This window comes from Fusobacterium sp. (assembly GCF_029258315.1).
GTDB lineage: Bacteria > Fusobacteriota > Fusobacteriia > Fusobacteriales > Fusobacteriaceae > Fusobacterium_B.
In genome coordinates this window covers 1-22,973 of sequence record NZ_JARHZE010000015.1, presented here as the reverse complement: position 1 = coordinate 22,973, position 22,973 = coordinate 1, and the positions used below count along the sequence as shown (strand labels likewise).

Below are 22,973 nucleotides of genomic sequence, written 5' to 3'. Positions count from 1 at the left end.
AAACTTTCAATAGACATAGTTATTTTTAACTCTTTGTCTTTAAATTCTCTTTCAGTTATATTTACAACTCTTCCTACCAATCTCAAAAGATATTCTTTCTTTAATTTTTTAGGAACTGTTATCTCTGTTGCAAAATAATCTGTAAACTCATCTCTATTTTCAAAAACAAAATCATATTGACTTAAAGTTTGTTCTCCACAAATATCAACTTGCATCTTTCTTTTTATCTGTTTTACATCTCTACAAGTTCCTAGTAAATACATAAGTTTTGTTACTGCTGCCTCTGGAGTTAAATCTGTTCCACTGATAACCCCTATATCAGTAAGTCTTGCACTTGCCTCATATAGTCCCATTTTTACAAAACCTTTTGTGCATTGAGTTATATCTATAATAACTATTTTTTGAGATGAAACATATTTTAAAAACTCAAAAAACTCTTTTGTTGTTGGAGCATTTCCATTTCCATAAGTTTTTAATATAACCCCTTTTATTCCACAATTTTCTTTAAATATACTTTTTAAATAATTAAAATTTAAACCGGGGAATAATTCTAAAACAATAACCTCATTTGAAAATCTTGCATCTAAATAAAATTTGTCATGGCTTGGTTTTAAAATTCTATCCTTTATTATTTTTATATCTCCTCCAGCCTCTCCAATTACTGGATAGTTTGGAGATGAAAAACCAAAATAATTTGTTGCATCTATTTTTCTAGCTCTATTTCCTCTAAGAAGAGTATCTCTAAAAAATATAGCAACCTCTGGTACAAGTCTTACTCCATATATCTCATTTCCAGCTATTTGAATCGCTGTAATAAGATTTTGTAAAGCATCACTTCTAGGTGACTGTAAAGGAACTTGAGATCCTGTTAAAATAATTGGTTTTGAAAGATTTTTACACATAAAAGAAAGGGCTGAGGCTGTAAAAGCCATTGTATCTGTTCCATGAAGAACTACAAACCCTCTATACTTATCATAATTTTTTTCTATTATTTTACCAATTTCTACCCAAATTTCTAAACACATATCAGAAGAATCTATAAGTTTTTCCAATTGGCAATAATCAGTTGGAAATTTTTTTAAAATAGGATGTTCATTTGCTATTTCGTGCCAATCCTTTGCTGGTCTAAGGGGGCTTGTTGAATCCTGTGAATCATTGTGTACCATTCCAATAGTTCCACCTGTATTTATAATTAATACTTTTTCTAACATTTGTACCTCCTAATTATCTCTTTTTAACTGATTATATCATAAAAAATTGAGTAATGAAATAAAAAAGTCTTGGAATAAAAACCAAGACTTTTAATGTTAAGATAAAAAGTATCCGTTACTATTTAGTATCTCTTCAAAAGGTTTAATATTTTCATTTTTTATTATTATATGAAAGTTCTCTGCTTTCAATATTAATTTTGAAATCTCTTTATTAGAAGAGATAAAAGTTATTAAATTTTTATCTTGTTTCAATTGTAAAACTGAGTAATCATTAAGTATTTTTATTGATGACATTCTTTCTAAAAGCTCCTTAAATAAATTCTCCCAAATCTCTCCAGGATTTTCTGAAATTTTATTTCTAAATTCTTTTATTTTTTCTTCAAGTTCAATCTTATTTGAAATTTTTCTTAAAAAACTGTCTACTGAAATTTTAAATTTATTTGTAGAAATTCTAACACCTATACTTTCTAAAAATAAAGTTCTCACTGGTGCCTCTCCAATTACACTAGCTATTAAAATATCATCTTCTAAATAAACTGTTCCCTCTTCAACTTGCTTAAACTCATAACTTTTTCTTTTTCCAAAAATATATTCTCCAAGTTCAGTAAGTTTAAATCCCTTGATACCATCATATTTCGAAAGATATCCGTGTCTTAGGTATAAAGATTTTTTCCCTGTTGGTATTGTATAGTATATTTCCAAAGCTCCAAAAGTTCCAAGAATAAATAATACTGATTTTATAAAAGGCTCTATTATATATCCTTGATAGTTTTCATAAGTTGAAAGTTTAGTTCTTTCATAATTTGCTTCATTTATATATACGTGCTCATATACAGATTCTTTATTAAGTACCTCTATAAATTTATCATTATATATAATGTAGTTTATTAAATTTTCTACACTGATTACTTTTTCTGCTGGGATATCTTGAATTATATCTCTAATTGTTTGTATCCCACGAATCACTTCACTATTATTTTTCTTAGGTTTTCCATACCCTTTTAAATAGTTTAAATAAAGTCTTGGATAAGTGTAGTTGTCATCTTTTATATTTTCACCATTTAAAAAATCTAAAATAATATTTTTTAAATTACTTCCTTTTAAATACTCAGGATTTAAATACTCCTCACGCAAAATATGGAAGAATAATGCTATTGTTTCTGTCTTTAAAAAATCTAAATCATTTAAATTTTCATAATATTCTTGGATATTACAATATTTATGCATTCCTATTTTAGATGATTTTAATAATTTTCCACTTGAAGAAATCTCTAATTTTTTATCATTGAAAAAATTAAAATATTTTCCTAAGTTTTCAATTATACTCTCTTCATTATTTCCAACTGACCAATTATCATTTTTATTTACTGTATATATAAAACAATCTCTATTTTTAGGTAAAAATTTTCTATACCATCTTACTATATCATTATCCAAATAAAGATATTCATTTTTTTGATTATCTTCGTGATATTTAAAAAATGAGTACTTTGCATTTAAGTCTACCACTGCAGAAAATTTCTGTTCCTTCTTAAAAAAGTTTTCTCTCTCCTCTTGAGAGATAGTATACTTTCCATTCCAAGCTATTTCATTAAAAATTTTCTGTATATCTTCTGGTAATGTTTTAAAGATTGTATTAAAAACCTCTTCTTTTAAAAAAGATTGTTCCAATAAATCTAAAAATTTTATTTTTGGACTGCTCTCAGTCAAAAGAGAAACTTCAAAAAGTCCTAAATTTATTCCAATATATCCGTCAGCAATCCATTTTATAAAATATGTTTTAAAAAGGTCATATAACATCTCTTGAGAGTAAAAACTATCAAGTGCCTTTCTAAATCTATCTTTACTAATTCCCAATTTTTTCTCCTTAACTTCCTAATATAAATTCAATATCATCTTCACTTAGGAATTTAAAGTTAGCTCCCTCATCAGATATTAAATTTTCTATAAGAAGACTCTTAGCCTTTTGTAGTGTTAATATTTTTTCTTCTATTGTATCTTTTAGTATCATCTTATATGCAAAAACTGTGTTATCTTGTCCAAGTCTATATGCTCTATCGATAGCTTGGTTTTCAACAGTTTTATTCCACCAAGGATCATATATAAATATTGTATCTGCTGCTGTTAAGTTAAGTCCAACTCCACCTGTTTTCAAAGTCATAACAAAAACTTTATAGCTTGAATCATTTTGGAATTTATCAACCAGTGAATGTCTATCCTTTGTATCTCCAGTCATTGAAAGATATTTTATTCCTCTTTCATCTAGCTCTCTACAAATACTATCTATTGATGATAAATAGTTAGCAAATATAAGAACTTTATGATTATTTTTAACAGCCTCAATAGCATTTTCAATAACTGCTATCTTTTTATTTGAATAAAGAAGTGGATTTTTATTTTCTGGACAACTTGCTATTTGTCTTAATTCATTTAGTGCTTGTAAAATACTAAATTGACTTTTATTAATTCCATTAGTTTTTATATTTAAATGAACAAGATTATAATAGTAAGCTCTTCTCTCTTCATAATATTTTTTCTGTTCTTTATTCATCTCTATAAATAAAGTTTTCTCAATCTTTTCTGGTAGATCTTTAAGAACCTCTTTTTTAACCCTTCTTAAAATAAATGGGTATATTCTCTTTTTAAGTTCTTCCATAGCATTTTTATCATTGTCTTTTTGAATAGGCAACATATAATATCTATTAAAGTTTTCTATTGTTCCAAGCATAGTTGGATTTAAAAATCTAAATAGAGAATATAATTCTAAAAGATTATTCTCAATCGGTGTTCCAGAAAGAGCAAGTCTATATCTTGTATTTAAAAGCATAATAGCTTTATTTGCTTGTGAATAAATATTTTTTATATTTTGTGATTCATCAAGGATAACGAAATCTAATTTTATATCTTTTAATTCCTCAATATCATTTCTTATTGTTCCATATGTCGTTAAAATTACTTCATAATCTTTAAAAGTTGCCATCTCTCTATTAGTTCCATAATAAATTCCAACTTTTAAACTTGGACTAAATTTATGAATCTCACTTTCCCAGTTGAAAATAAGACTTTTTGGCATAACTATTAAAGTTTTTTTGCTCAATTTTTTCTTATGAAGATTTGTTATAACTGCGATAGCTTGTAGTGTTTTTCCAAGTCCCATATCATCAGCCAAACAAGCTCCAAGATTATTCTCCAAAAGATAAGATATCCAATGGTATCCATATTTTTGATACTCTCTTAAAGTAGCATTTATCTTTGGAAGATTTTTATCTATTGATATATTATTTATTCCCTCGAAGAAGTTTCTTTGTGGATTTTCTCCATCTTCAAAAATCTTTTCATTTATAAGCTCTTCGATTATTGGAAGATCAAAGAATGAAATTTTTACTGATTCTGAATTTGAGTTTTCAAAAACTCTTTCGAGTTTTTCTATATATTTTTTATTTATTATTGCATTAGTTCCATCTCCAAGAACTATGTAGGAATCCTTTTTTAATTTAGCCAAAAGATCTATTATACTAAACTTTTCATCTCCGATTTCTACCTCTAAATTTCCCTCTAAGAAATCTATTGAAGTTGTCAATCTTCCAACTAATTTTGGTTTTATAAATCTTATATTATATTTTTTTAATTTATCAGAACCAACTATTCTATATTTTGTTGCAAGTTGAAAAAGATCTTTTGTTATAAATTCTTTGGCAATTTCCTCCTGAATTATTAAAAGATTATTTTCATCTAAGTAATATCCAGAACGGATTGAGAAGTTTCTTTGATGTTTTATCAAAAGTTTTACTATTTCATCAACTGCCATTTCAAAAACTTTATAATTTACATCACAGATAAATAGTTTTTTCTCAAGATTATTTACAACTATAAATTTTTCTAATTCATTTTCTCTTATAAAAGTATCACTTATATTTGAGAAAAATGTTTCAACCTTTAAGAAAAGACTGTTATCTTTTGAGATTTTTTCTATTGAAAGTTGAGGTACTCCCTCTATTTCATATTTTTCCTCTATCTCATAATCTAAATAATCTATCTCTAAATCTTTAATATAGTGGTTTGCTAAAGAAAGATACGCCTCTATATTATCCTTTGGTATCTCTGTATTTAACTCTTTTATAAAATGAATATCATCTATAAAATTATCAAAAGAATATATTACCCCTTTTCTGTAAATTAAATTTTCACTAATAACCTGAAAATCAAAATACTTTTTATTAAGAAGAAGTTGAGAACGATAGTTTAAAACATCATTTTCTATCTCTCTTATTTTTAATGTAAGTGTATTTTCTTCAAAGCTCCACACAATTTTATTAAAATTTTCATCTACAAAATTATCTATATTTTTTAAATTGTAAATAACTTGCCCAGCATCTTCTAAATAAAACTCTTTTACTGATGTAGTATCTCCCCAACCAGAAAAGAAATCATCCTTTTCTACATCTTGCAAGAGATCAACAATAGTTTGTATATGCTCATTTTGTATATCATATTCAGTAAAATCTTCTATTTTCTCCTTCTGATTATTTACAGCTTTTATATATCCACCTTTTTCATCAGAACTTAACATAAAATATATTTCATTTTGATTTTTTAAATTATTCATCAGTTATTCCTCTACAAAAAAATTTTTCGTTAAATATTATATCATACTTATTTGATTTTAGCAAGAAACCCACTTCTTCAACTGAAAGTTATTTTTCTAAAATTTCCTTAAAATATCCCTTTAAAAACTTCTCTATCCCATCTTCATCATTTGTATATTCTGTAATATGTTGAGCAATATTTTTTAATTGAGGTATTGCATTTTTCATAGCTACCCCTGCTCCTACTGCTTCTATCATCTCTAAATCATTTTCTGAATCTCCAAAAGCCATACACTCCTCTAATTTTATCCCCTTAGATTCCAATATATCTTTTAGAGCCTTACCTTTATTTATATCTTTATTTAAAACTTCTAAGTATTGTGCTTGTGTAAAAGTGATATATGCACGTTCCCCCAGTAAATCTTCCAATTCTTTTTTATGTTTATTTAAAAAATCATCATCACTGTTAACTATTACCCCTTTAGTTAAATTTTCGGATGTCATCTCTTTTAAATCAAAAATTTCTGGAGTAAGTCCTGAATTTTTTGAATAAATTTTTGTACTATAACTATCTAAGTTTCTAGCATACCATATATCATCTTTAAATAAATTTATTTCAATATCTTTCTCTTTTATATAGTTTAAAAAATCAAAAGCTACATCCTCTGGTAAAATTTTATTGACAATTACCTCTCCAGAACTATTATCAACTATTTTTCCACCATTGTAACAAATTGATATTATTGGCAAATTTAAATCTTTTAAAGTTTCTTTAGTTGATGAATAAGGACGTCCTGTTACTATTAAAACTTCCACCCCTTTTTCAAATAATTCTCTCAAAACTTTTTTTACCCCTAAAGTTAATTTTTTTTCTTTATTTAATAAAGTACCATCTAGGTCAAAAGCTAGTGCCTTTATCATACTACCTCCCCAATTTCATTCTGTTTTTTTATTAATTTTTTTATTTTTATCTTATAAACAATAAATAGAGTAATCGCCTCTAAATTCCATTGTGCCACTGTTATCCACCAAAAATATGTCAACGGCTTTCTATTTAGATACAGAAAATAATACATAAGTGGCAATCTTACTAACCAGTTGCAAACAAAACTTATCTTAAAAGGTGTCTTAGAATCTCCGAGTCCTTTAAATGCTCCTGAAAAAGTCATTCCCAAAGAAGTTCCTATCTGTTGAAAACAAGATATTTGTAAGCATAAAGCTCCTAGAGCTATAACTTCTATCTCCTCTTTTTTTATAAAAAGTCTTATTATATCTTTTGAGAAGAAAAAGAAAATAATACCAAATGTTCCCATTATCATTGCTGATAAAATAGCTGTGGCATTTATATATTTTTTAGCTTTTTTGTAATTTCCCTCTCCTACACAGTGTCCAACTAAAGCTGTACAAGCTAAAGAAAATCCCCAACCAGGCATAAAACTTATACTCTCTATTGTTACTGAAATCTGATTTGCTGAAAAAGCTAGACTTCCTAAAGACATCACAATTATAACTCCCATTAATTTTCCAATACTAAATGATCCTTCTTGTAGTGAGGCTGGTATAGAAAATCTTAAAATATCCTTCACTATATTTTTATCAAATTTAGTAAAAAATTGTAATTTTATAGGCATAGTTTTTATTCTATATAAAAGGAAAAGAAAACAACTTATCCCAGCTGTTGCTGTGGCAAGAGCTGCCCCTTTTACACCTAATTCAGGCATTCCAAACTTTCCAAATATAAATATATAATCTAAACTCAAGTTTACTATATTTGCTATCATTGCTCCATAAAGAGGTGTTCTTGTATCTTTACAACCTCTAAATATTCCACTAAAAACATTTCCTATCATAGTGAATAACATTCCCACAGAACAAATTCTTATATATAATGTAGCATTTTGCATTATTGCCTCTTCTGCCCCAAAACATCTTAATATTTTATCTGCAAATACAAAATATATAGTTGCCACTGTCACTGCAAAACAAACCCCCAAATTAAAACCTTGATTTGCAAACCTTGTGGTTTTTTGGATATCCTTTGATCCCAATCCTCTAGCTATAATTGAAGTCATAGCAACTGAAAGTCCCATTCCTATCAAGGTATTTATTATGGTATACATTATCTCAGATGAAAATCCAACAGCTGCAACTGCTAATTTTCCCCCATAATGACCAACCATCATCGTATCAAAAACCCAGACTAACATATAAAGTGTCATTTCTCCAACAGCAGGAAGAGCTATTTTCAATATCTCTTTAATGTACTCCATATAATTTTTCATAATCTTACCCCTTTAAAATAATAATATTTTATCTCCTAATTATAACATACATAAAACTATAAGTCTACTTTATAAACTTTTAATTATAAAATAATGTAATAAATTTTTTATTAACTTTTTCTATAAAAAATGTTAGAATATAACGAAATATAAATTTTAGGAGTTAAAAATGGAAGAAGTTAATTTTGAAAAAAATCTACTTCATGAAAATGAAGTTATAAATAATTTATTACATAAAAATTTAAAAATTATTCAAAGAAATGATTATTTTAATTTTTCTTTAGATTCTTTACTTATATCAAATTTTATCTCTTTGGGTAAAGGGGTTAATAAAGTTGTTGATCTTGGAACTGGAAATGGAGCTATCCCTCTTTTTCTTTCTGAAAGGACAAAGGCAAAAATTACAGGAATTGAAATACAAAAAGTTTCCGCTGATCTAGCTAAAAGAAATATTCAATTAAATAATCTTTCTGATCAAATAGAAATTATAAATGACGATATGAAAAATTGGAAAAAATATTTTAACCACGGCTCTCAAGATGCTGTAATTACTAACCCACCTTTTTTTAAATTTAACGGGAATGAAGAACTGCTTAATGATTTAGACCAATTAACCCTAGCAAGACATGAGATAAGTATAACTTTAGAGGAGATTATTCAAACTGCATCTTGTCTTTTAAAAGATAAGGGATATTTTGCTATGGTTCATAGACCTGATAGAATGCTTGAGATTTTAGATCTTATGAACAAATATGGACTATCTCCAAAAAGACTTAGATTTTGTCATACAAAAATAGATAAACAAGCTAAAATATTATTAGTTGAAGGAATAAAATTTGGAAAAAACAGTATGACTGTTCTACCTCCTTTAGTTGCCCATGATGATAATGGGAATTATTCAAAAGAAGTTTTACAGATGTTTGAACCTATAAAATAAAAACTTTTAAAAAATTATAATGGTTTTAATTTTTGATTATAATCCAGTTATTAATAAAGATTGATTTTTATACTCTTTGAAAATCAATCTTTTTATTTTTTATTAATAGCTACAAAAAAAGCACCTAAAATCTCAATCATTTAAGATTTTAGATGCAATATAAAATTTTTTTATTTCTTTATGAGAGTTTCTATTTTTCTTTTAACTATTTAAATTTTTTTATCTATTTAATAAAAAATTTTTTAACATTCCAAATTCTTTTATAACACTTCTATGCTCTATTTTTTTTATATCTTGCTTAAATACCTTAAAGAAAAATTGAATAATATAACCAGTTATTAAAGAAAATATTACTGTTCCTATCCCCACTCTTCCACCTAAAAAATATCCAGCTGTCATCGCTGATGCCTCTAAAGCAAGTCTAATATTTCCAACTGAAAAACCAGTTCTCTTAGTAAGAACTACCATAAGTCCATCTCTTGGCCCACAACCACAACCTGTTGATATATACATGTAGCTTCCTAAAGAAAATATTATCAATCCTATAATAAAAAGTATTATTTGATTTTGAATTCCATTTGCCCAAGGAATAATATTTAACTCTATTAAAAAATCTATAAAAATTCCAACCAACATTACATTTAAAACAGTTCCACTTCCTAGAGGTTGTTTAAAATATAATCCTATTAATATTACTATTAATCCTATCCCTATATTAGCTTGTCCCAAAGTAATTCCCATCTGTTTATTCAAACCTTGATTAAGTACATCCCAAGGAGATAGTCCTAAATCTGCATTTAATATTGTTACAATTCCAACTGCACAAAAAAATAATCCACTTATTAACTTAATATACTTTAAAACTTCTTTTTTCATCCTAACTTACCTTTTCCCTCAAATTTTTAAATAAAACTATTATTTTATACTCTCAATAAAAAAATTCATATAAATAAAAATTACTAATAAATCTAAAATTGAGGTAATTATTTTCTATTTAAAGAAAATAAAAATACCTCTCTTTTAAAATTAAAATAGTAATTCTATTTTTACTTATTCTTTTCAATCTTAACCTCATAGCCCAAAGCACTCAAAATTTTAGCAACCTCTTTCCCTGTAAGAGTTCCTCTACTAAATTTATTTGCTAAGCTATTTGCAGTTAATTGACACTCATACTTATCTTTTAAAATTTCAGCTAATTGCTCATAAGTAACGCCTTCTTTTGCTTTTAACCCTTTTAATTCCTTTAAAAAATCAGTCATTTTATTCTCCTTGGCGAATTTCTATTTTAAATCCATAAGAATTTGCAACATCATCTACTTTATTCTCATGTTTTTTTAAATCAAATACTAAAATCTCTTTTGATTGTGGACAAAATTTTATATTTTCAGCACTGTATATTGATGATAAATATTCAGCTGAAAAATCCAACATTTTAAGAAATGTCACTAAAATTTCTTCATCATATTTAGGCAAATCTTTTCCATTTAATTGAATTTTATATTCAAACATAAATTTACTCCTTTTCTAATAAATAAAGATCTAACTGTTTAGCACTTTCTCTAGCAGTTAAACTAGCTTTTACGACTGTCTGTGGCCCTGTTAATAAATCTCCACCATAAAAATATCCATCTATATCCTCTATCTTAAACTGAGATTGTTGACTTATAGCGATTAATATATAGTCACATTTATATAAGAATCTACTTTTATCATTTTTATTTTCTAATAAAATTCCCTCTTCAGATATTTCTATAGGTACAACCTCTGTTATAAACTCTACACCATCTTTTTTAGCGTCATTTATTTCTAATTTTGTAGCTGGTGCTTCCTCTAATTTTCTTCTATAGGCAATAGTAACATTATTTCCCTGTCTTTTAGCTGTTCTAGCTACATCCATCGCCACATTTCCTGCTCCAATAACAACTACCTCTTTATTTGGACCTAATTTTGTGTCTGTTTTTAAATAGTCAATTCCATAAAGAACCTTATCTTTATCAGCCCCTGTTAAATCTAATTTTTTAGGTAGCCAAGCTCCTGTTGCTACCAATACTGCTTCAAAATTTTCTTTTGTTTTTAATTCTTTTAAATCTTTTTCTTCAAAATATCTATTCCCGCAAAATTTTATTCCAACTTCATATATTTTTTCTTCAAGTAAATCTACATTCTCTTTTGATAATCTGAAAGATGGTATTCCATATCTTAACATTCCTCCAATTTTTTCGTGATCATCAAAAATTGTTATTTCATAACCTTTTTTTCTTAAATAGAAAGCTGCTGATATTCCACCAGGTCCAGCTCCTACTACTGCAACTTTTTTACCATTGCTTTTTGAATTTTCAAATTTTATACTTTGTAAATATTTATTCATTACATAATTTTCAATCTCCGGAAAGTTTACTGGCTCCCCTTTTATTCCTCTTATGCAACTTCCCATACATTGTTTTTCAAAAGGACATATTAAAGAACAAACAAGTGATATTGGATTATTATTAAATAATATTTCTCCACCTTTTATATACTCCTCTTTTTGAAATAGTTCTATAACTTCTGGGATACTTGTATTGATTGGACAAGCATTTTTACATAATGGATTTTTGCATTTTAAACATCTGTCACTTTCTTTTAGTAGCTCTTCTCTCTTCAATGAATTTCTCCTTTTTAAATTTTAAAAGCTCAAGAAATTTCTTGAGCTTTTTTATTATAAATTTTTTAGTATTTTGTCCAGTTTAATATTTATTAGAAGTTTACTTTCTCTCCGTAATAAATAGCAGTTAATAATTTTTTCATTTCTTCTACTGATATTTCTCTTGGGTTTGTACCTGTACAAGGATCTGCCACAGAAGTTTCAGCTAAATCATCTATTTGAGAGAAGAAGAAGTCTTCAGAAATTCCATACTCTTTTAAAGAGTGAGGCATATTCATAGCTGTTCTTAATTCTCCTATATAATTTACTAATGATTCTACTAATTCTTTATCAGTATTTCCTGTTAATTTAAGTGCTCTAGCTATATCAGCATAATCTTTTTCAGCTGTTTTTGCATTGAACTCAATTGCATATGATAAGTAGATAGCATTTGCCATTCCGTGAGCTATATTTAAAATCTTACCTGTTTTATGAGCCATAGAGTGAACTATTCCTAATATAGCATTTGAAAATGCCATTCCAGCTAAGTTTTGTGCAATATGCATATCTTTTCTAGCTTGATCTTCACCATTGTAAGATTTTACTAAGTTTTCTCCTATCATTTCAATAGCTTTTATTGCTAAAGCATCTGTGAAAGGACTTCTGAATGTTGAAGGATATGCTTCAATTGCGTGTGTTAAAGCGTCCATTCCTGTATTTGCAACTAATGATTTAGGCATTGTTTGTACTAAAGTTGTATCAACAATAGCTACATCTGGAGTGATGTTATAATCTGCTATTGGATATTTAATTCCTGTTTCATTGTCAGTTATAACTGAGAATGAAGTAACTTCAGTTGCTGTACCACTTGTTGTAGGGATTGCATAGAATTTAGCTTTTTGTCTTAATTCTGGTAAGTTGAATGGTTTTGCTGCTGCTTCAAAAGTAAATTCTGGGTACTCATAGAATATCCACATAGCTTTTGCTGCATCTATTGGAGAACCTCCACCTATTCCAATTATTACATCTGGTTGGAATTCGTTCATTCCCTCTGTTCCTTTCATTACAGTTTGAACAGATGGATCGTTTTCTATTCCTATAAATAATTTAGACTCAATTCCAGCTTCTTTTAAATAAGCTTCAACTTTAGGAACTGTTCCATCTTTAACTAATCTTTCTGAACCAATTACTATAAAAGCTCTTTTTCCTTTTATTGTTTTTAGATATGATAATGCATCTTCACCGAAAAATACATCTCTAGGTATTGTAAATCTTCTCATTTCTTTCTCCTTTTCAATTTAAATTTCTTCTAACAGAATACACTTTATCATAGATTAAAAAGGTTGTCAATAGTTTTTTGTTCTTAAAAAGAACTAACTGTATTTTATTGGTTATCAATTATGAGATGATCTTGTCATATCTGATAAGATTGTATCATATATAATATAAAAAATAAAGAAATTGCTTTTGAAAAATTTTTTAAATTTTTTTATTTTTTTTAATTTTTAAGAGTTTGCCAAAGATTTTTTTATCTAAAATTCATCCCAACCTTCAACTGATGAACTCATATTATAGCTTGTAACTGTTCCCTCAAAAAAGTTTGCTTTAACATTTCCCTCTCCCTCTGTATCAGCAAATTTTTCTAGTTGCTTATATGGGTTTTCTTTAAATCCCTCATATATTGGAGATAGTCCTATTGATTTTAATCTTTCGTTAGCTAACCATTTTGTATATTTTTCTGTGCTCTCTTTTGTTACACCTAAAACTCTATCTCCTATTATATGATTTGTCCAATTTATTTCTTGATCCACAGCTTTTTTAAACATTTCATAAATAACTTCCTCTTTAAAGAAATTTGGATTTTCTTTTTGTATCTCTTTTAAAATTTGTTGGAAAATAACTACATGAGAAAGCTCATCTCTATTTATAAGTTTTATTACATCAGAAGTTCCCATCATTTTATTTCTACTTGCTAAAAGATAAAAGAAATTAAATCCATTGTAGAAGTATATGGCCTCTAACAGATAATCTGCTATTATCACTTTTGCAAAATTTTCATCACTTTGATCCTCTATAAAATTTTGATAAATTTTAGCAATATAACTATTTCTTTCAAATAAAATCTTATCATCTCTCCATTTATCATAAATAGAATCCCTTGTTTCTTTTGATAAAATAGATTCTATTATATACTGATAAGATTGCGAATGAACCGCCTCTTGGAAAGTTTGGATTGATAAAATTAAATTTATCTCTGGGGCTGTTATATAGTTGGCAATATTTGGAATATTATTAGTCTGTATACTATCCAAAAAAATTAAAAATGATAAAATTCCATCATAAGCCTCTCTCTCAGGTAAAGTTAAATTACTATAATCATTTTTATCTTGAGTTAAATCTATTTTTTCAGGTATCCAAAAGTTTCCCATCATAGTTCTATACAGGTGGTTTGCCCATTGATATTTTACATTATTAAGATTGAAAATATTTGTTGTATTTCCCTTTATAATTTTTCTTTCATTAACAGAATCATTCCCTTGTGGGTTAAAAAGCATTTTTTTATCCACTGCAACTTTCACACTCCTCTTTTTCATTCATTAAATTTGTATTTTTTTGAATAGTTCTTATATAATATACTGATTTACAACCTTCTTTCCAAGCTGTCATAAAAGTATCATATATATCTTTTGCCCGTATATTTTTATTTAAATCAAAAATTAATTCCATAGAAACCCCTTGAGTCGTCCATCTTCCTATCTTACTCATAATTTTTACATAAGTTTTTGGATCTATATTTTTAAACTCTTGGTAGAACCAAGTTTTTTCTTTAAGATATTTAACAACTCTCGGAACTGCTCCTTTTTGATTTTTTTCTATATAAAATTTTGAAAAAGTTGGATTTACTGATGCTGTTGATCCCATTAATAAAGAAGTTGAAGTATTTGGAGCAATAGCTGTAAGCTCTCCATTACGTATTCCATATTTTTTTACAAGTTCAAAAACTTCTTTCCATTCATCTGAATACTTTGAATTTTTTTCATACCACTCTCTATCTTTTTGAAAAAATCTTCCTTTTTCCCAGTCAGAACCCTTATATAAAGGATAACTTCCTCTTTCTTTAGCAAGAAGAGATGATGACTTTATACTATATAAAGCTATTTTTTCAAATAAATTATCTATTTTCTCTTCTGATTTTGAGTAAACCATATTTTCCCTTGCTAAATAATCAGCAAGTCCCATTGTTCCAACACCAATAGCTCTATAAGAATTATTATGTTTATCTGATTCTTTAATAGGTGTCTTTGTTAAATCTATTGTGTTATCTAAAATTCTCACTGCAATATCAATAATCTCTTCCAACTGATTATTTTCTATCTCTGCCAAATTCATAGAAACTAGATTACAAGTATGAATCTCTCCAAGTTTAACTTTTCTCTCTCCCTCTTCTCCCTGAACTTTTTCAGTAAAATTTTTGCTTGGAGAAAAATTAGAAAAACTTTCCATACAAAGATTTCCATTCCCTATCATTCCTGTATGTTTATTATGATTTTGTTCATTAGCTCTATCTTTAAAGAAAATATATGGCATTCCTGTTTCTATTTGAACTTTTAATATACTTTTAAATAACTCTCTAGCTTTTAAAGTTTTTCTTAACTCAAGACTCTCATCCTTTTCTATTTTTTCATAAAATTCTTTAAATTCTTCTCCATAAATTTCACAAAGTTCAACCTTATATTTTTCTCTTATTTCATATGGATCAAACAGAGTCCAGTCTAAATTTTTCTCAACTCTATCCATAAAAATATCTGATAAAACTACCTGAGGATAAATATCATAAGCTTTTCCTCTCTGATCTCCATTTTCAGTTTGAAGTTCTAAAAATCTTTCAATGTCTAAATGCCAAGAATCTAAAGCTACTGTAACAGCTCCAGCTCTTCTTCCCTGTTGATTTACTGCCACAGCTGTATCATTTATTATTTTTACCCAAGGAACAACTCCTCCACTAGCATTATAATATCCATTTACCTTAGAGTGCTTTGCTCTTATTCTTGAAATATTTACTCCAACTCCTCCACCATTTTTACTTATTTTTGCTATTGTATCTATATTATAAAAAATAGATTCTATATTATCATCAATAGCAGTTATAAAGCAAGATGAAAGATTTCCTTTAGGTATTCTTAAATTTGCTAAAATTGGAGTGGCTAAGGATATTTTTTTATTAGAAAGAGCATTATAAAACTTTTTAGCTATATTTACTCTATCATTTTCATTAATTGCCAAAAGCATAGATATACACATAAAAACCTCTTGAGGTAACTCAATAGTTTTTCCTTGATATTTCAAAAGGTATCTATTGATAAACATATTTGCCCCTGCATAATCATATAGCCTATCCCTTTTAGTATCTATACTTTTTCCTAACTCTTCTATCTCTTCCTTTGAATAATCTAAAAGTTTTTTATCATATAATCCTTTTTCTACTAAAAAATTTATAGTTTTATAAAAATCCCCATAAATAAAATTTCTATTTTCTTGAATTTGATATAAAAGTTTTAGCATTAAAAGTTGTCCAGCTAAATATGTCCAATCACTTTCTTCATAGCTTGTCATACCTACACTTTTATTTATAAGACTATCATAGATTAATTTTATATCCTTATCTAAAATTGAATCTAAGTATCTCTCAATCTCTAAAATATTTATTTCTAAATTTTTAGAAATTTCTTGAATTTCTCCCATAATTTTTAATTTTTTATCATTCATATTTCCTGTCATTGAAAAAGCTCCATTTCTTAAAAAACACAATATAATGTGTTTTTTATTTTTTTAATCACAATATAATGATTTATTATTGCATATTTTTATATTTTTTTCAACTCTTTTATTATTCTTTTTTGTAGTAAAAAAAAAGTTGCAGATATTTTTTTCATATCTACAACTTTTATAATTAATCTATCGCTGCTGTAACAACTATTTCAACAAGTAACTCTTTTTCAGCAAGTTTTGCTTCTACACAAGCTCTTGCAGGAGCAAATCCAGGTTCAACCCAATTATCCCAAACTTCGTTCATTTCATCAAAATAACTTATATCTTTTAAATATATTGTAGCCATTAATATTTTTGTTTTATCAGATCCAACCTCTTTTAAAACTCTCTCTATATTTTCTAAAGCCTCTCTTGTTTGAGTTTGAACATCTTTTTTTCCTTCATTTTCTTCAAAGCAACATTGTCCACAAAGATAAGCTACACCATTATGAATCACAGCCTCACTCAGTCTTTTTCCAACATTAAATCTTTTTATCATCACTACCTCCTCAAATATTATCTCTATTTCACTTTATAATATTTAAGAAAAATTGTCAAATTATTTTATCCAAAGAATTTTTCCATATCTTCTTCAACTGTTGAAATTCCACTTATTCCAAATTGCTCAACCAATACCTTAGCAACATTTTCTGATAAAAATCCAGGTAATGTTGGACCTAATTTTATATTTTTTACTCCTAAGTATAAAAGTGCTAATAAAACTATTACAGCCTTTTGTTCATACCAAGAAATATTATAAATTATTGGCAGATCATTAATATCATTTAATTCAAAAATTTCTTTTAATTTTAAGGCGATTAAAGCTAAAGAATATGAGTCATTACATTGTCCAGCATCTAAAACTCTTGGTATTCCTCCAATATCTCCTAAATTTAATTTGTTATATCTATATTTTGCACAACCAGCAGTTAAGATAACTGTATCTTTAGGAAGATTTTTTGCAAATTCTGTATAATAATCTCTCTTTGCACTTCTTCCATCGCAACCACCCATTACCACAAATTTCTTAATAGCTCCACTTTTTACAGCTTCTACTATCTTATCCTTTAAAGCAAAAACTTGTTCATGAGCAAATCCCCCTATAATTTCTCCTGTTTCTATCTCCTTTGGTGGTAGACATTTTTTAGCTTGTTCTATCACTTGAGAAAAATCCTTTTCTTCCCCTTCTATATGTTTGCAACCATCAAAAGAAACTAAACCTGTTGTATAAATTCTATCCTTATAACTTTGTCTTGGAGTAACTATACAGTTAGTTGTCATCACTATCGGACCATTGAAACTTTCAAATTCATCTTGTTGTTTCCACCAAGCATTTCCATAGTTTCCTACAAAGTTTTTATACTTTTTAAATTTTGGATAATAGTGAGCTGGTAACATTTCAGAGTGAGTATATACATCCACACCAGTTCCTTGAGTTTGTTCTAGTAACATTTCTAAATCTTTTAAATCATGTCCTGATATTAATATTCCAGGATTTTTTCCAACCCCTATATTAACTTTTGTGATCTCTGGATTTCCATAATTTTTAGTATTAGCTCTGTCTAAAAGTTCCATTCCAAAAACTCCATACTTTCCTGTTTCCATTACTAATCCTAAAGCATCTTCAACAGTTAAATTTTTATCTAAAGTTTTTGCTAAAGCTCTTTGTAAAAATATATCTATCTCTTCATTATATTCATTTAAAACATTTCCGTGAGTTACATAAGCTGATAACCCCTTTAATCCATAGATTACCATCTCTTTTAAACTTCTTAAATCTACATTTTTTTCATTTAAAATACTTATTCTCTCATCTCTTGTTAAATAATCTTTTCTCTCAATAGAAAATTCACTAGCCTCAGATAACATCTCTTTATTTTTTAATCTTCCATATAGATCTCTCTTGATTTCTAAAGATTGCTCTATTCTATCCTCTATATTTCCCTCTGAAAAGTTTACATTTGTAATTGTAGTGAAAAGATTATCCAAAACAACTTTATTTATTTCAGAAGATATAACCTCTCCCTCTTCTCTTAATCTTGTAGTAATCTCACAAATTCCTTTTGTTATATATACTAATAAATCTTGTAGGTAGGCAACATTTGCTGTTTTTCCACAAACTCCAGCTACACTACATCCTTTACAATTTAAAGTCTCTTGGCATTGCCAACAAAACATTTTATTTTCCATCTATTTTAACCCTCCACTTTTTTCTTTTTTTACATTATATAGAAATTTTTTTATTTTTTATGTTGCTTATGCAACTTTTTTTATTTTATGATATAATTAAGTATAAAATTTTTAGGAGAAAAATATGAAATACTTGAATTTATTAAAAAAATTACCACTTTTTTTTAATCTAAGTGATGATGAAATTCTATTTATATTAAAATTTTTTAATTTTTCAGAGGAAAATTTTGATAAAAATAATCTAATTTTCCAAGCTGGAAATCCTATCACTAAGATTGGAATTATCATTTCTGGAGAACTAAATATTATAAAAGAAGACTTTTGGGGAAATAGAAATATTTTAGGAAAATTTAAATCTGGAGAAATTTTTGGTGAAGTTTTTGCTCTTTCAAAAGGAAACACTCCAAATATAAGTGTTGAAGCCTCACAAAATTGCAAAATTTTATTTTTAGATTTAAAAGATTTTTTAATCAATAATCCAAAAAATCCTTTTGAAATCTATAAATTTTTAAATAATGTTTTTCAAATTTCTCTGAAAAAAAATATTTTACTAACTCAAAAAATAGAACACATCACTAAAAAATCTCTAAAGGAAAAAATTATTTCCTTTCTATCTGCTGAAGCTTTAAAAAATAAAAGTAACTCTTTTGATATTAAATATGATAGACAAGAATTAGCTGATTATCTATCTGTTGATAGAAGTGCTTTATCTAGGGAGCTTAGCACTTTGAAAAAACAAAAAATACTGGACTATAATAAAAATCATTTCACACTTTTTAAATAATTTTTTAGTTGCCAATGCAACATCTTTTTTATAATTTTTATATTATAATCTACATATAAATTAAAAGTTTTTAGGAGTATTTTATGATAAGAAAGGTTATAAAAATAGATGAAAATAAGTGTGATGGTTGTGGTGCTTGTGTAAAAGCCTGTCACGAGGGAGCTATCGGACTTGTAAATGGAAAAGCTAAACTTTTAAGAGATGATTATTGTGATGGACTTGGAGATTGTCTACCTTCTTGTCATACTAACGCCATCTCTTTTGAAGAAAGAGAGGCTCTTCCTTATGATGAAGAGGCTGTAAAATTAAATATGGCTCAAAAAAAGAAATCTGACTGTTCTTCTGGTGGTTGTCCGGGAAATCAAATAAAAGTTATTAAACCTCATTTTGGTTGCCCTGGTTCAAATTCAAAAATAATAAAAGTTTCTTCAAGTGAAAAAGAGAATTTTGAAGAGAGCACTATACAAAGTAAATTGCAACAATGGCCTGTACAGATAAAACTTGTACCTATAAATGCTCCTTACTTTGATGGAGCTAATCTTTTAATTGCTGCTGATTGTACAGCTTTTGCCTATGGTAATTTCCATAATGAATTTATAAAAAACAGAATAACTCTTATAGGTTGTCCTAAGTTAGACTCTGGAGATTATGAGGAAAAATTAACAGAAATTATAAAAAATAATAATATAAAATCTTTAACAGTTGTAAGAATGGAAGTCCCTTGTTGTGGTGGAATCGAAAGAGCTGCTGTAAATGCCTTAAAAAATAGTGGAAAATTTATCCCTTGGCAAGTTGTCACTATCTCTATTGATGGTAAAAAACTTGAAAATATATAGAAAAAAGAGTTGTAGCAAAAACTACAACTCTTTCTTTTATTATTTAAACATATTAATTGCAGTTAATATTACTGGCATTTGAAAAATATCTATTAAAAATGCTCCAGTTAATGGAACTATCAAATAAGGATTTACTGTATATCCATACTTTCCACTTATTTCTCCCATATTTATCATAGCATTTGTTGTTGCACCTAAACCAGAGCCACACATTCCAGAAACCATAACTGCTGCGTCATAATCTCCACCCATTGCTTTAAAAACAATAAATCTTGTATATACCCACATAAATAATACTTGAGAAAACAAAATTATTAATAATGGTATAGCTAATGCCGCAAGTTCCCATAATTTTAAAGAAATTAATGCCATTGATAAAAAAATATTTAATGATGTCTCTCCTATAATGTTTATTAAATTTCTATCTAAATCTAACCATTTAAATTTTATATTTAAATTATTAAATATAATAGCAGTAAACATAGCACCAACATAAGATGGTAAAGCTATTCCTAATTTAGATTTTAATAAAGTACTTAATGCTATTCCTATTGTCATAACAATTGATAACATTGAAACATGACTCATCATCGAAGTTAATGTAATTTCTTTCTTTTCTGTATTATCTTTCTTTTGGACTTCTTCTTTATTTACAATATCTTTAGGCTTCAAATTAAATTTTTTAATTAAATGCACTGCTAAAGGTGATCCTAAAAGTCCTCCTGCTATAAGACCAAATGTCGCTGCTGATAAAGCTACTGTTAATCCACCCGTTACCCCCAATTCCTCTATTGTTTGACCAAAAGCACCAGCTGATCCATGTCCCCCTGACATAGATACAGATCCTGCCATAACACCTAGTAAAGGATTTATTCCTGTTACTTTTGCAAGACTAACTCCTATAACAGTTTGCATTAATGTCATTATTCCACTAAGTATCCAGAAAACTATTAATAACTTTCCTCCTTTTTTTAAACCTGCTATTGAAGAACCTAACCCTATAGTTGTGAAGAACACTACCATAAATGGTGTTTGTAATGTTGTATCATAAGAAATGCTTCCTATATGTATTACTCTAACTAATAAATGAACAACAGCAAATAAAATTCCCCCTATTACTGCAGCTGGTATTCCAAAACGATCTAAAAATGTTAATTTTTCTTTTAATTTCTTTCCTATAAATAAAGAAATTAATCCCATCGCTATTGTTCCTATCATATCAAATCCTAAAACAACTCCTAAACTATCAAAACTAAAGTTCATAAATTCCTCCTCATTTTATTATTTAGATTTATTTAACATAATATCATAAGCTAGACAACCTGCTAATTTTGCTGTTCTACTATCTATATCATACTGTGGATTTACTTCTGCAAAGTCTACACAGACAACTTTTCCTGTGTCCATTAAGCTTCTTAATATTCTCTTTCCTTTCTTTGGATCAAGTCCCATTATTGTTGGGGCTGAAACTCCTGGAGCATATGGAGCATCAAAAACATCCATACAAAAACTTACATACACTATATCAACTGTTTCTACATATTTTAATAACTCTTCTTTTATATACTCTTCTTCATCTTCTTCATCAAGTATCAATGTATTATATGCTTTTGCTGTATCTATTAATCTTTTTGTATTTCCTTGTTTTTTAAATCCTACAATAGAATATTTCGCATTTTTATCATTATCTAAAATTTGTTTAAAAGATGTTCCTGATGTTGGTCCATTATCATATGGTCTAATATCTAAATGAGTATCAAAATTAACTATTCCTATTTTTTTATCTGGATATGCTTTTCTTATTCCACTATATGAACCATAAGCTATATCATGTCCTCCACCTAATCCTATTGGGAACATTCCTGCTTTTATAACATTCATAATTTTTTCTGAATATTCTTTTTGTGCCTCTTCTAAAACTTTGCTAGATAAATTTTTGTAATCATATATCTCTAGCCCCTCTACTTTAGGAAAAGATTGAATCGCTTTTCTTATTGCATTTGAACCATCTTTAGCTCCCACTCTTCCTTGATTTCTTTCTACTCCATCATCTGTATCATAACCTACAAAACAAATTCCTTCCCCCTTGAAAGAACTATCAAACTCTTTTATCACTTGCCAAAGTCTTAAATCTATTTCTTCGTTACTATCGAATCTACCATTCCACAACTCTTTCATATTTTCTCCTTTTATATCTCTACATATCCATAAAAAATTTTTCCTTTTTTAGAATTTATAGTAATATTTTTTTCATCTGTTATTAGTATTTCACCTTCATTTATTTTTGCTTTTTCTACTTCTAGTTCCCCTGAGATACAAAATACAAAATTTATGCTTTTTATTTTTTCAGAAAAATTAATCTCTTTCTTATCTAATATTTCCTCAAAGAAAAAATCTCCCTTTCCATTCTTTATCATAAGATTAAAATCTGTTACTTTTCCTTTTGAATGTGTTTCCCACTCTCCGTAAAATCTATCTATTTGATATTTTTCCAAAGTAATAGTATGGTGTCCTATATGATCTAGCTCCATAGTTCCATCTAAAATAGATATTACCCTATTGGTATTTTCTAATTTAGTAAAAATAGATGTTTCTAACTCTGTTGTGGCAATACTTATTCTAAATTTAAAATCTCTTTTTTGATAATTTCCATCTTCTGGGTAAATATATAGCTCTTTAGTAACTCCACCACTCCAATTACTTATCTTTCTATCA

The 22,973-nt window shown here is 27.4% G+C and carries 19 protein-coding genes and 1 pseudogene; 3 read left to right on the top strand and 17 right to left on the bottom strand.

What is annotated here, in order from left to right; translation table 11 throughout:
• Positions 1-182 precede the first annotated feature (182 nt).
• From Q1J48_RS01290 to Q1J48_RS01270, 5 genes and pseudogenes are all read right to left on the bottom strand, one after another.
• Positions 183-1,211: pseudogene (locus tag Q1J48_RS01290) on the bottom strand (asparaginase); the annotation flags it as partial.
• A 96-nt stretch (positions 1,212-1,307) separates the two neighbouring features.
• The gene (locus tag Q1J48_RS01285) at positions 1,308-3,068 is read right to left on the bottom strand and encodes a hypothetical protein (protein ID WP_300331402.1); all 1,761 of its coding nucleotides are present in this window, start codon (positions 3,066-3,068) and stop codon (positions 1,308-1,310) included.
• A gap of 10 nt (positions 3,069-3,078) precedes the next feature.
• Positions 3,079-5,817: a DEAD/DEAH box helicase gene (locus tag Q1J48_RS01280; RefSeq protein ID WP_300331399.1), complete on the bottom strand. Its 2,739-nt coding sequence runs from the start codon at positions 5,815-5,817 to the stop codon at positions 3,079-3,081.
• 88 nt (positions 5,818-5,905) lie between these two features.
• A complete protein-coding gene (locus tag Q1J48_RS01275) occupies positions 5,906-6,718 on the bottom strand; it encodes a Cof-type HAD-IIB family hydrolase (RefSeq protein ID WP_300331396.1) in 813 nt (270 codons plus the stop codon).
• Entirely contained in the window at positions 6,715-8,079 is a 1,365-nt protein-coding gene (locus Q1J48_RS01270; protein WP_300360661.1) for an MATE family efflux transporter, read from the bottom strand. Before Q1J48_RS01270 ends, Q1J48_RS01275 begins: the two co-directional genes overlap by 4 nt.
• Before the next feature lie 169 nt (positions 8,080-8,248).
• Between Q1J48_RS01270 and Q1J48_RS01265 the strand changes: the two genes are divergently transcribed.
• Positions 8,249-9,016, top strand: a complete 768-nt coding sequence (locus tag Q1J48_RS01265) for a tRNA1(Val) (adenine(37)-N6)-methyltransferase (protein WP_300360660.1) — start codon at positions 8,249-8,251, stop codon at positions 9,014-9,016.
• 219 nt (positions 9,017-9,235) lie between these two features.
• On the opposite strand, the gene Q1J48_RS01260 is transcribed toward Q1J48_RS01265, so the two are convergent.
• The 9 genes from Q1J48_RS01260 to hcp form a co-directional block, all read right to left on the bottom strand.
• Positions 9,236-9,892 (bottom strand): YczE/YyaS/YitT family protein, encoded by a 657-nt coding sequence (locus Q1J48_RS01260; RefSeq protein ID WP_300360659.1) that lies wholly within the window; start codon positions 9,890-9,892, stop codon positions 9,236-9,238.
• A 170-nt stretch (positions 9,893-10,062) separates the two neighbouring features.
• On the bottom strand, positions 10,063-10,275 hold the full coding sequence (locus Q1J48_RS01255; RefSeq protein ID WP_300328528.1) for a DUF6471 domain-containing protein: 213 nt from the start codon (positions 10,273-10,275) through the stop codon (positions 10,063-10,065).
• 1 nt (position 10,276) lies between these two features.
• Positions 10,277-10,525, bottom strand: coding sequence for a hypothetical protein (locus Q1J48_RS01250; protein WP_300328531.1), 249 nt, complete (start codon positions 10,523-10,525; stop codon positions 10,277-10,279).
• 4 nt (positions 10,526-10,529) lie between these two features.
• Positions 10,530-11,660, bottom strand: coding sequence for an FAD-dependent oxidoreductase (locus Q1J48_RS01245; RefSeq protein ID WP_300328534.1), 1,131 nt, complete (start codon positions 11,658-11,660; stop codon positions 10,530-10,532).
• A 92-nt stretch (positions 11,661-11,752) separates the two neighbouring features.
• Complete coding sequence (locus tag Q1J48_RS01240) at positions 11,753-12,919, bottom strand: iron-containing alcohol dehydrogenase (protein ID WP_300328537.1); 1,167 nt, start codon at positions 12,917-12,919, stop codon at positions 11,753-11,755.
• Positions 12,920-13,171: 252 nt separating this feature from the next.
• Entirely contained in the window at positions 13,172-14,206 is a 1,035-nt protein-coding gene (locus Q1J48_RS01235) for a ribonucleotide-diphosphate reductase subunit beta (protein ID WP_300328570.1), read from the bottom strand.
• Entirely contained in the window at positions 14,199-16,406 is a 2,208-nt protein-coding gene (locus tag Q1J48_RS01230) for a ribonucleoside-diphosphate reductase subunit alpha (protein WP_300360668.1), read from the bottom strand. The genes Q1J48_RS01235 and Q1J48_RS01230 overlap by 8 nt, the downstream gene beginning before the upstream one ends.
• A 184-nt stretch (positions 16,407-16,590) precedes the next feature.
• Complete coding sequence (locus Q1J48_RS01225) at positions 16,591-16,947, bottom strand: RidA family protein (RefSeq protein WP_300328540.1); 357 nt, start codon at positions 16,945-16,947, stop codon at positions 16,591-16,593.
• Between the two features lie 65 nt (positions 16,948-17,012).
• Positions 17,013-18,638 carry a hydroxylamine reductase gene (hcp, locus tag Q1J48_RS01220; RefSeq protein ID WP_300360658.1) on the bottom strand — a complete coding sequence of 542 codons (1,626 nt, stop codon included), beginning with the start codon at positions 18,636-18,638 and terminating at the stop codon, positions 17,013-17,015.
• Between the two features lie 124 nt (positions 18,639-18,762).
• Here hcp and Q1J48_RS01215 point away from each other — a divergent pair, with 124 nt between their 5' ends.
• Complete coding sequence (locus Q1J48_RS01215; protein WP_300328545.1) at positions 18,763-19,422, top strand: Crp/Fnr family transcriptional regulator; 660 nt, start codon at positions 18,763-18,765, stop codon at positions 19,420-19,422.
• A gap of 83 nt (positions 19,423-19,505) precedes the next feature.
• Entirely contained in the window at positions 19,506-20,258 is a 753-nt protein-coding gene (locus Q1J48_RS01210) for an ATP-binding protein (protein ID WP_300360657.1), read from the top strand.
• 39 nt (positions 20,259-20,297) lie between these two features.
• Here the strand turns inward: Q1J48_RS01210 and gltS are convergent, their stop codons facing one another.
• From gltS to Q1J48_RS01195, 3 genes are all read right to left on the bottom strand, one after another.
• The gene (gene gltS / locus Q1J48_RS01205; RefSeq protein WP_300328550.1) at positions 20,298-21,521 is read right to left on the bottom strand and encodes a sodium/glutamate symporter; all 1,224 of its coding nucleotides are present in this window, start codon (positions 21,519-21,521) and stop codon (positions 20,298-20,300) included.
• 18 nt (positions 21,522-21,539) lie between these two features.
• Complete coding sequence (hutG, locus tag Q1J48_RS01200; RefSeq protein WP_300360656.1) at positions 21,540-22,436, bottom strand: formimidoylglutamase; 897 nt, start codon at positions 22,434-22,436, stop codon at positions 21,540-21,542.
• An 11-nt stretch (positions 22,437-22,447) separates the two neighbouring features.
• Positions 22,448-22,973: HutD family protein (locus Q1J48_RS01195; protein ID WP_367181825.1), on the bottom strand; the 526-nt coding region annotated here is incomplete at its 5' end.

Coding starts and splice junctions, on each gene's coding strand:
- Q1J48_RS01280 (WP_300331399.1), bottom strand. CDS start 5,817: ATGAATAATTTAAAAAATCAAAATGAAATATATTTTATGTTAAGTTCT.
- Q1J48_RS01275 (WP_300331396.1), bottom strand. CDS start 6,718: ATGATAAAGGCACTAGCTTTTGACCTAGATGGTACTTTATTAAATAAA.
- Q1J48_RS01270 (WP_300360661.1), bottom strand. CDS start 8,079: ATGAAAAATTATATGGAGTACATTAAAGAGATATTGAAAATAGCTCTT.
- Q1J48_RS01265 (WP_300360660.1), top strand. CDS start 8,249: ATGGAAGAAGTTAATTTTGAAAAAAATCTACTTCATGAAAATGAAGTT.
- Q1J48_RS01260 (WP_300360659.1), bottom strand. CDS start 9,892: ATGAAAAAAGAAGTTTTAAAGTATATTAAGTTAATAAGTGGATTATTT.
- Q1J48_RS01255 (WP_300328528.1), bottom strand. CDS start 10,275: ATGACTGATTTTTTAAAGGAATTAAAAGGGTTAAAAGCAAAAGAAGGC.
- Q1J48_RS01250 (WP_300328531.1), bottom strand. CDS start 10,525: ATGTTTGAATATAAAATTCAATTAAATGGAAAAGATTTGCCTAAATAT.
- Q1J48_RS01240 (WP_300328537.1), bottom strand. CDS start 12,919: ATGAGAAGATTTACAATACCTAGAGATGTATTTTTCGGTGAAGATGCA.
- Q1J48_RS01230 (WP_300360668.1), bottom strand. CDS start 16,406: ATGAATGATAAAAAATTAAAAATTATGGGAGAAATTCAAGAAATTTCT.
- Q1J48_RS01225 (WP_300328540.1), bottom strand. CDS start 16,947: ATGATAAAAAGATTTAATGTTGGAAAAAGACTGAGTGAGGCTGTGATT.
- hcp (WP_300360658.1), bottom strand. CDS start 18,638: ATGGAAAATAAAATGTTTTGTTGGCAATGCCAAGAGACTTTAAATTGT.
- Q1J48_RS01215 (WP_300328545.1), top strand. CDS start 18,763: ATGAAATACTTGAATTTATTAAAAAAATTACCACTTTTTTTTAATCTA.
- Q1J48_RS01210 (WP_300360657.1), top strand. CDS start 19,506: ATGATAAGAAAGGTTATAAAAATAGATGAAAATAAGTGTGATGGTTGT.
- gltS (WP_300328550.1), bottom strand. CDS start 21,521: ATGAACTTTAGTTTTGATAGTTTAGGAGTTGTTTTAGGATTTGATATG.
- hutG (WP_300360656.1), bottom strand. CDS start 22,436: ATGAAAGAGTTGTGGAATGGTAGATTCGATAGTAACGAAGAAATAGAT.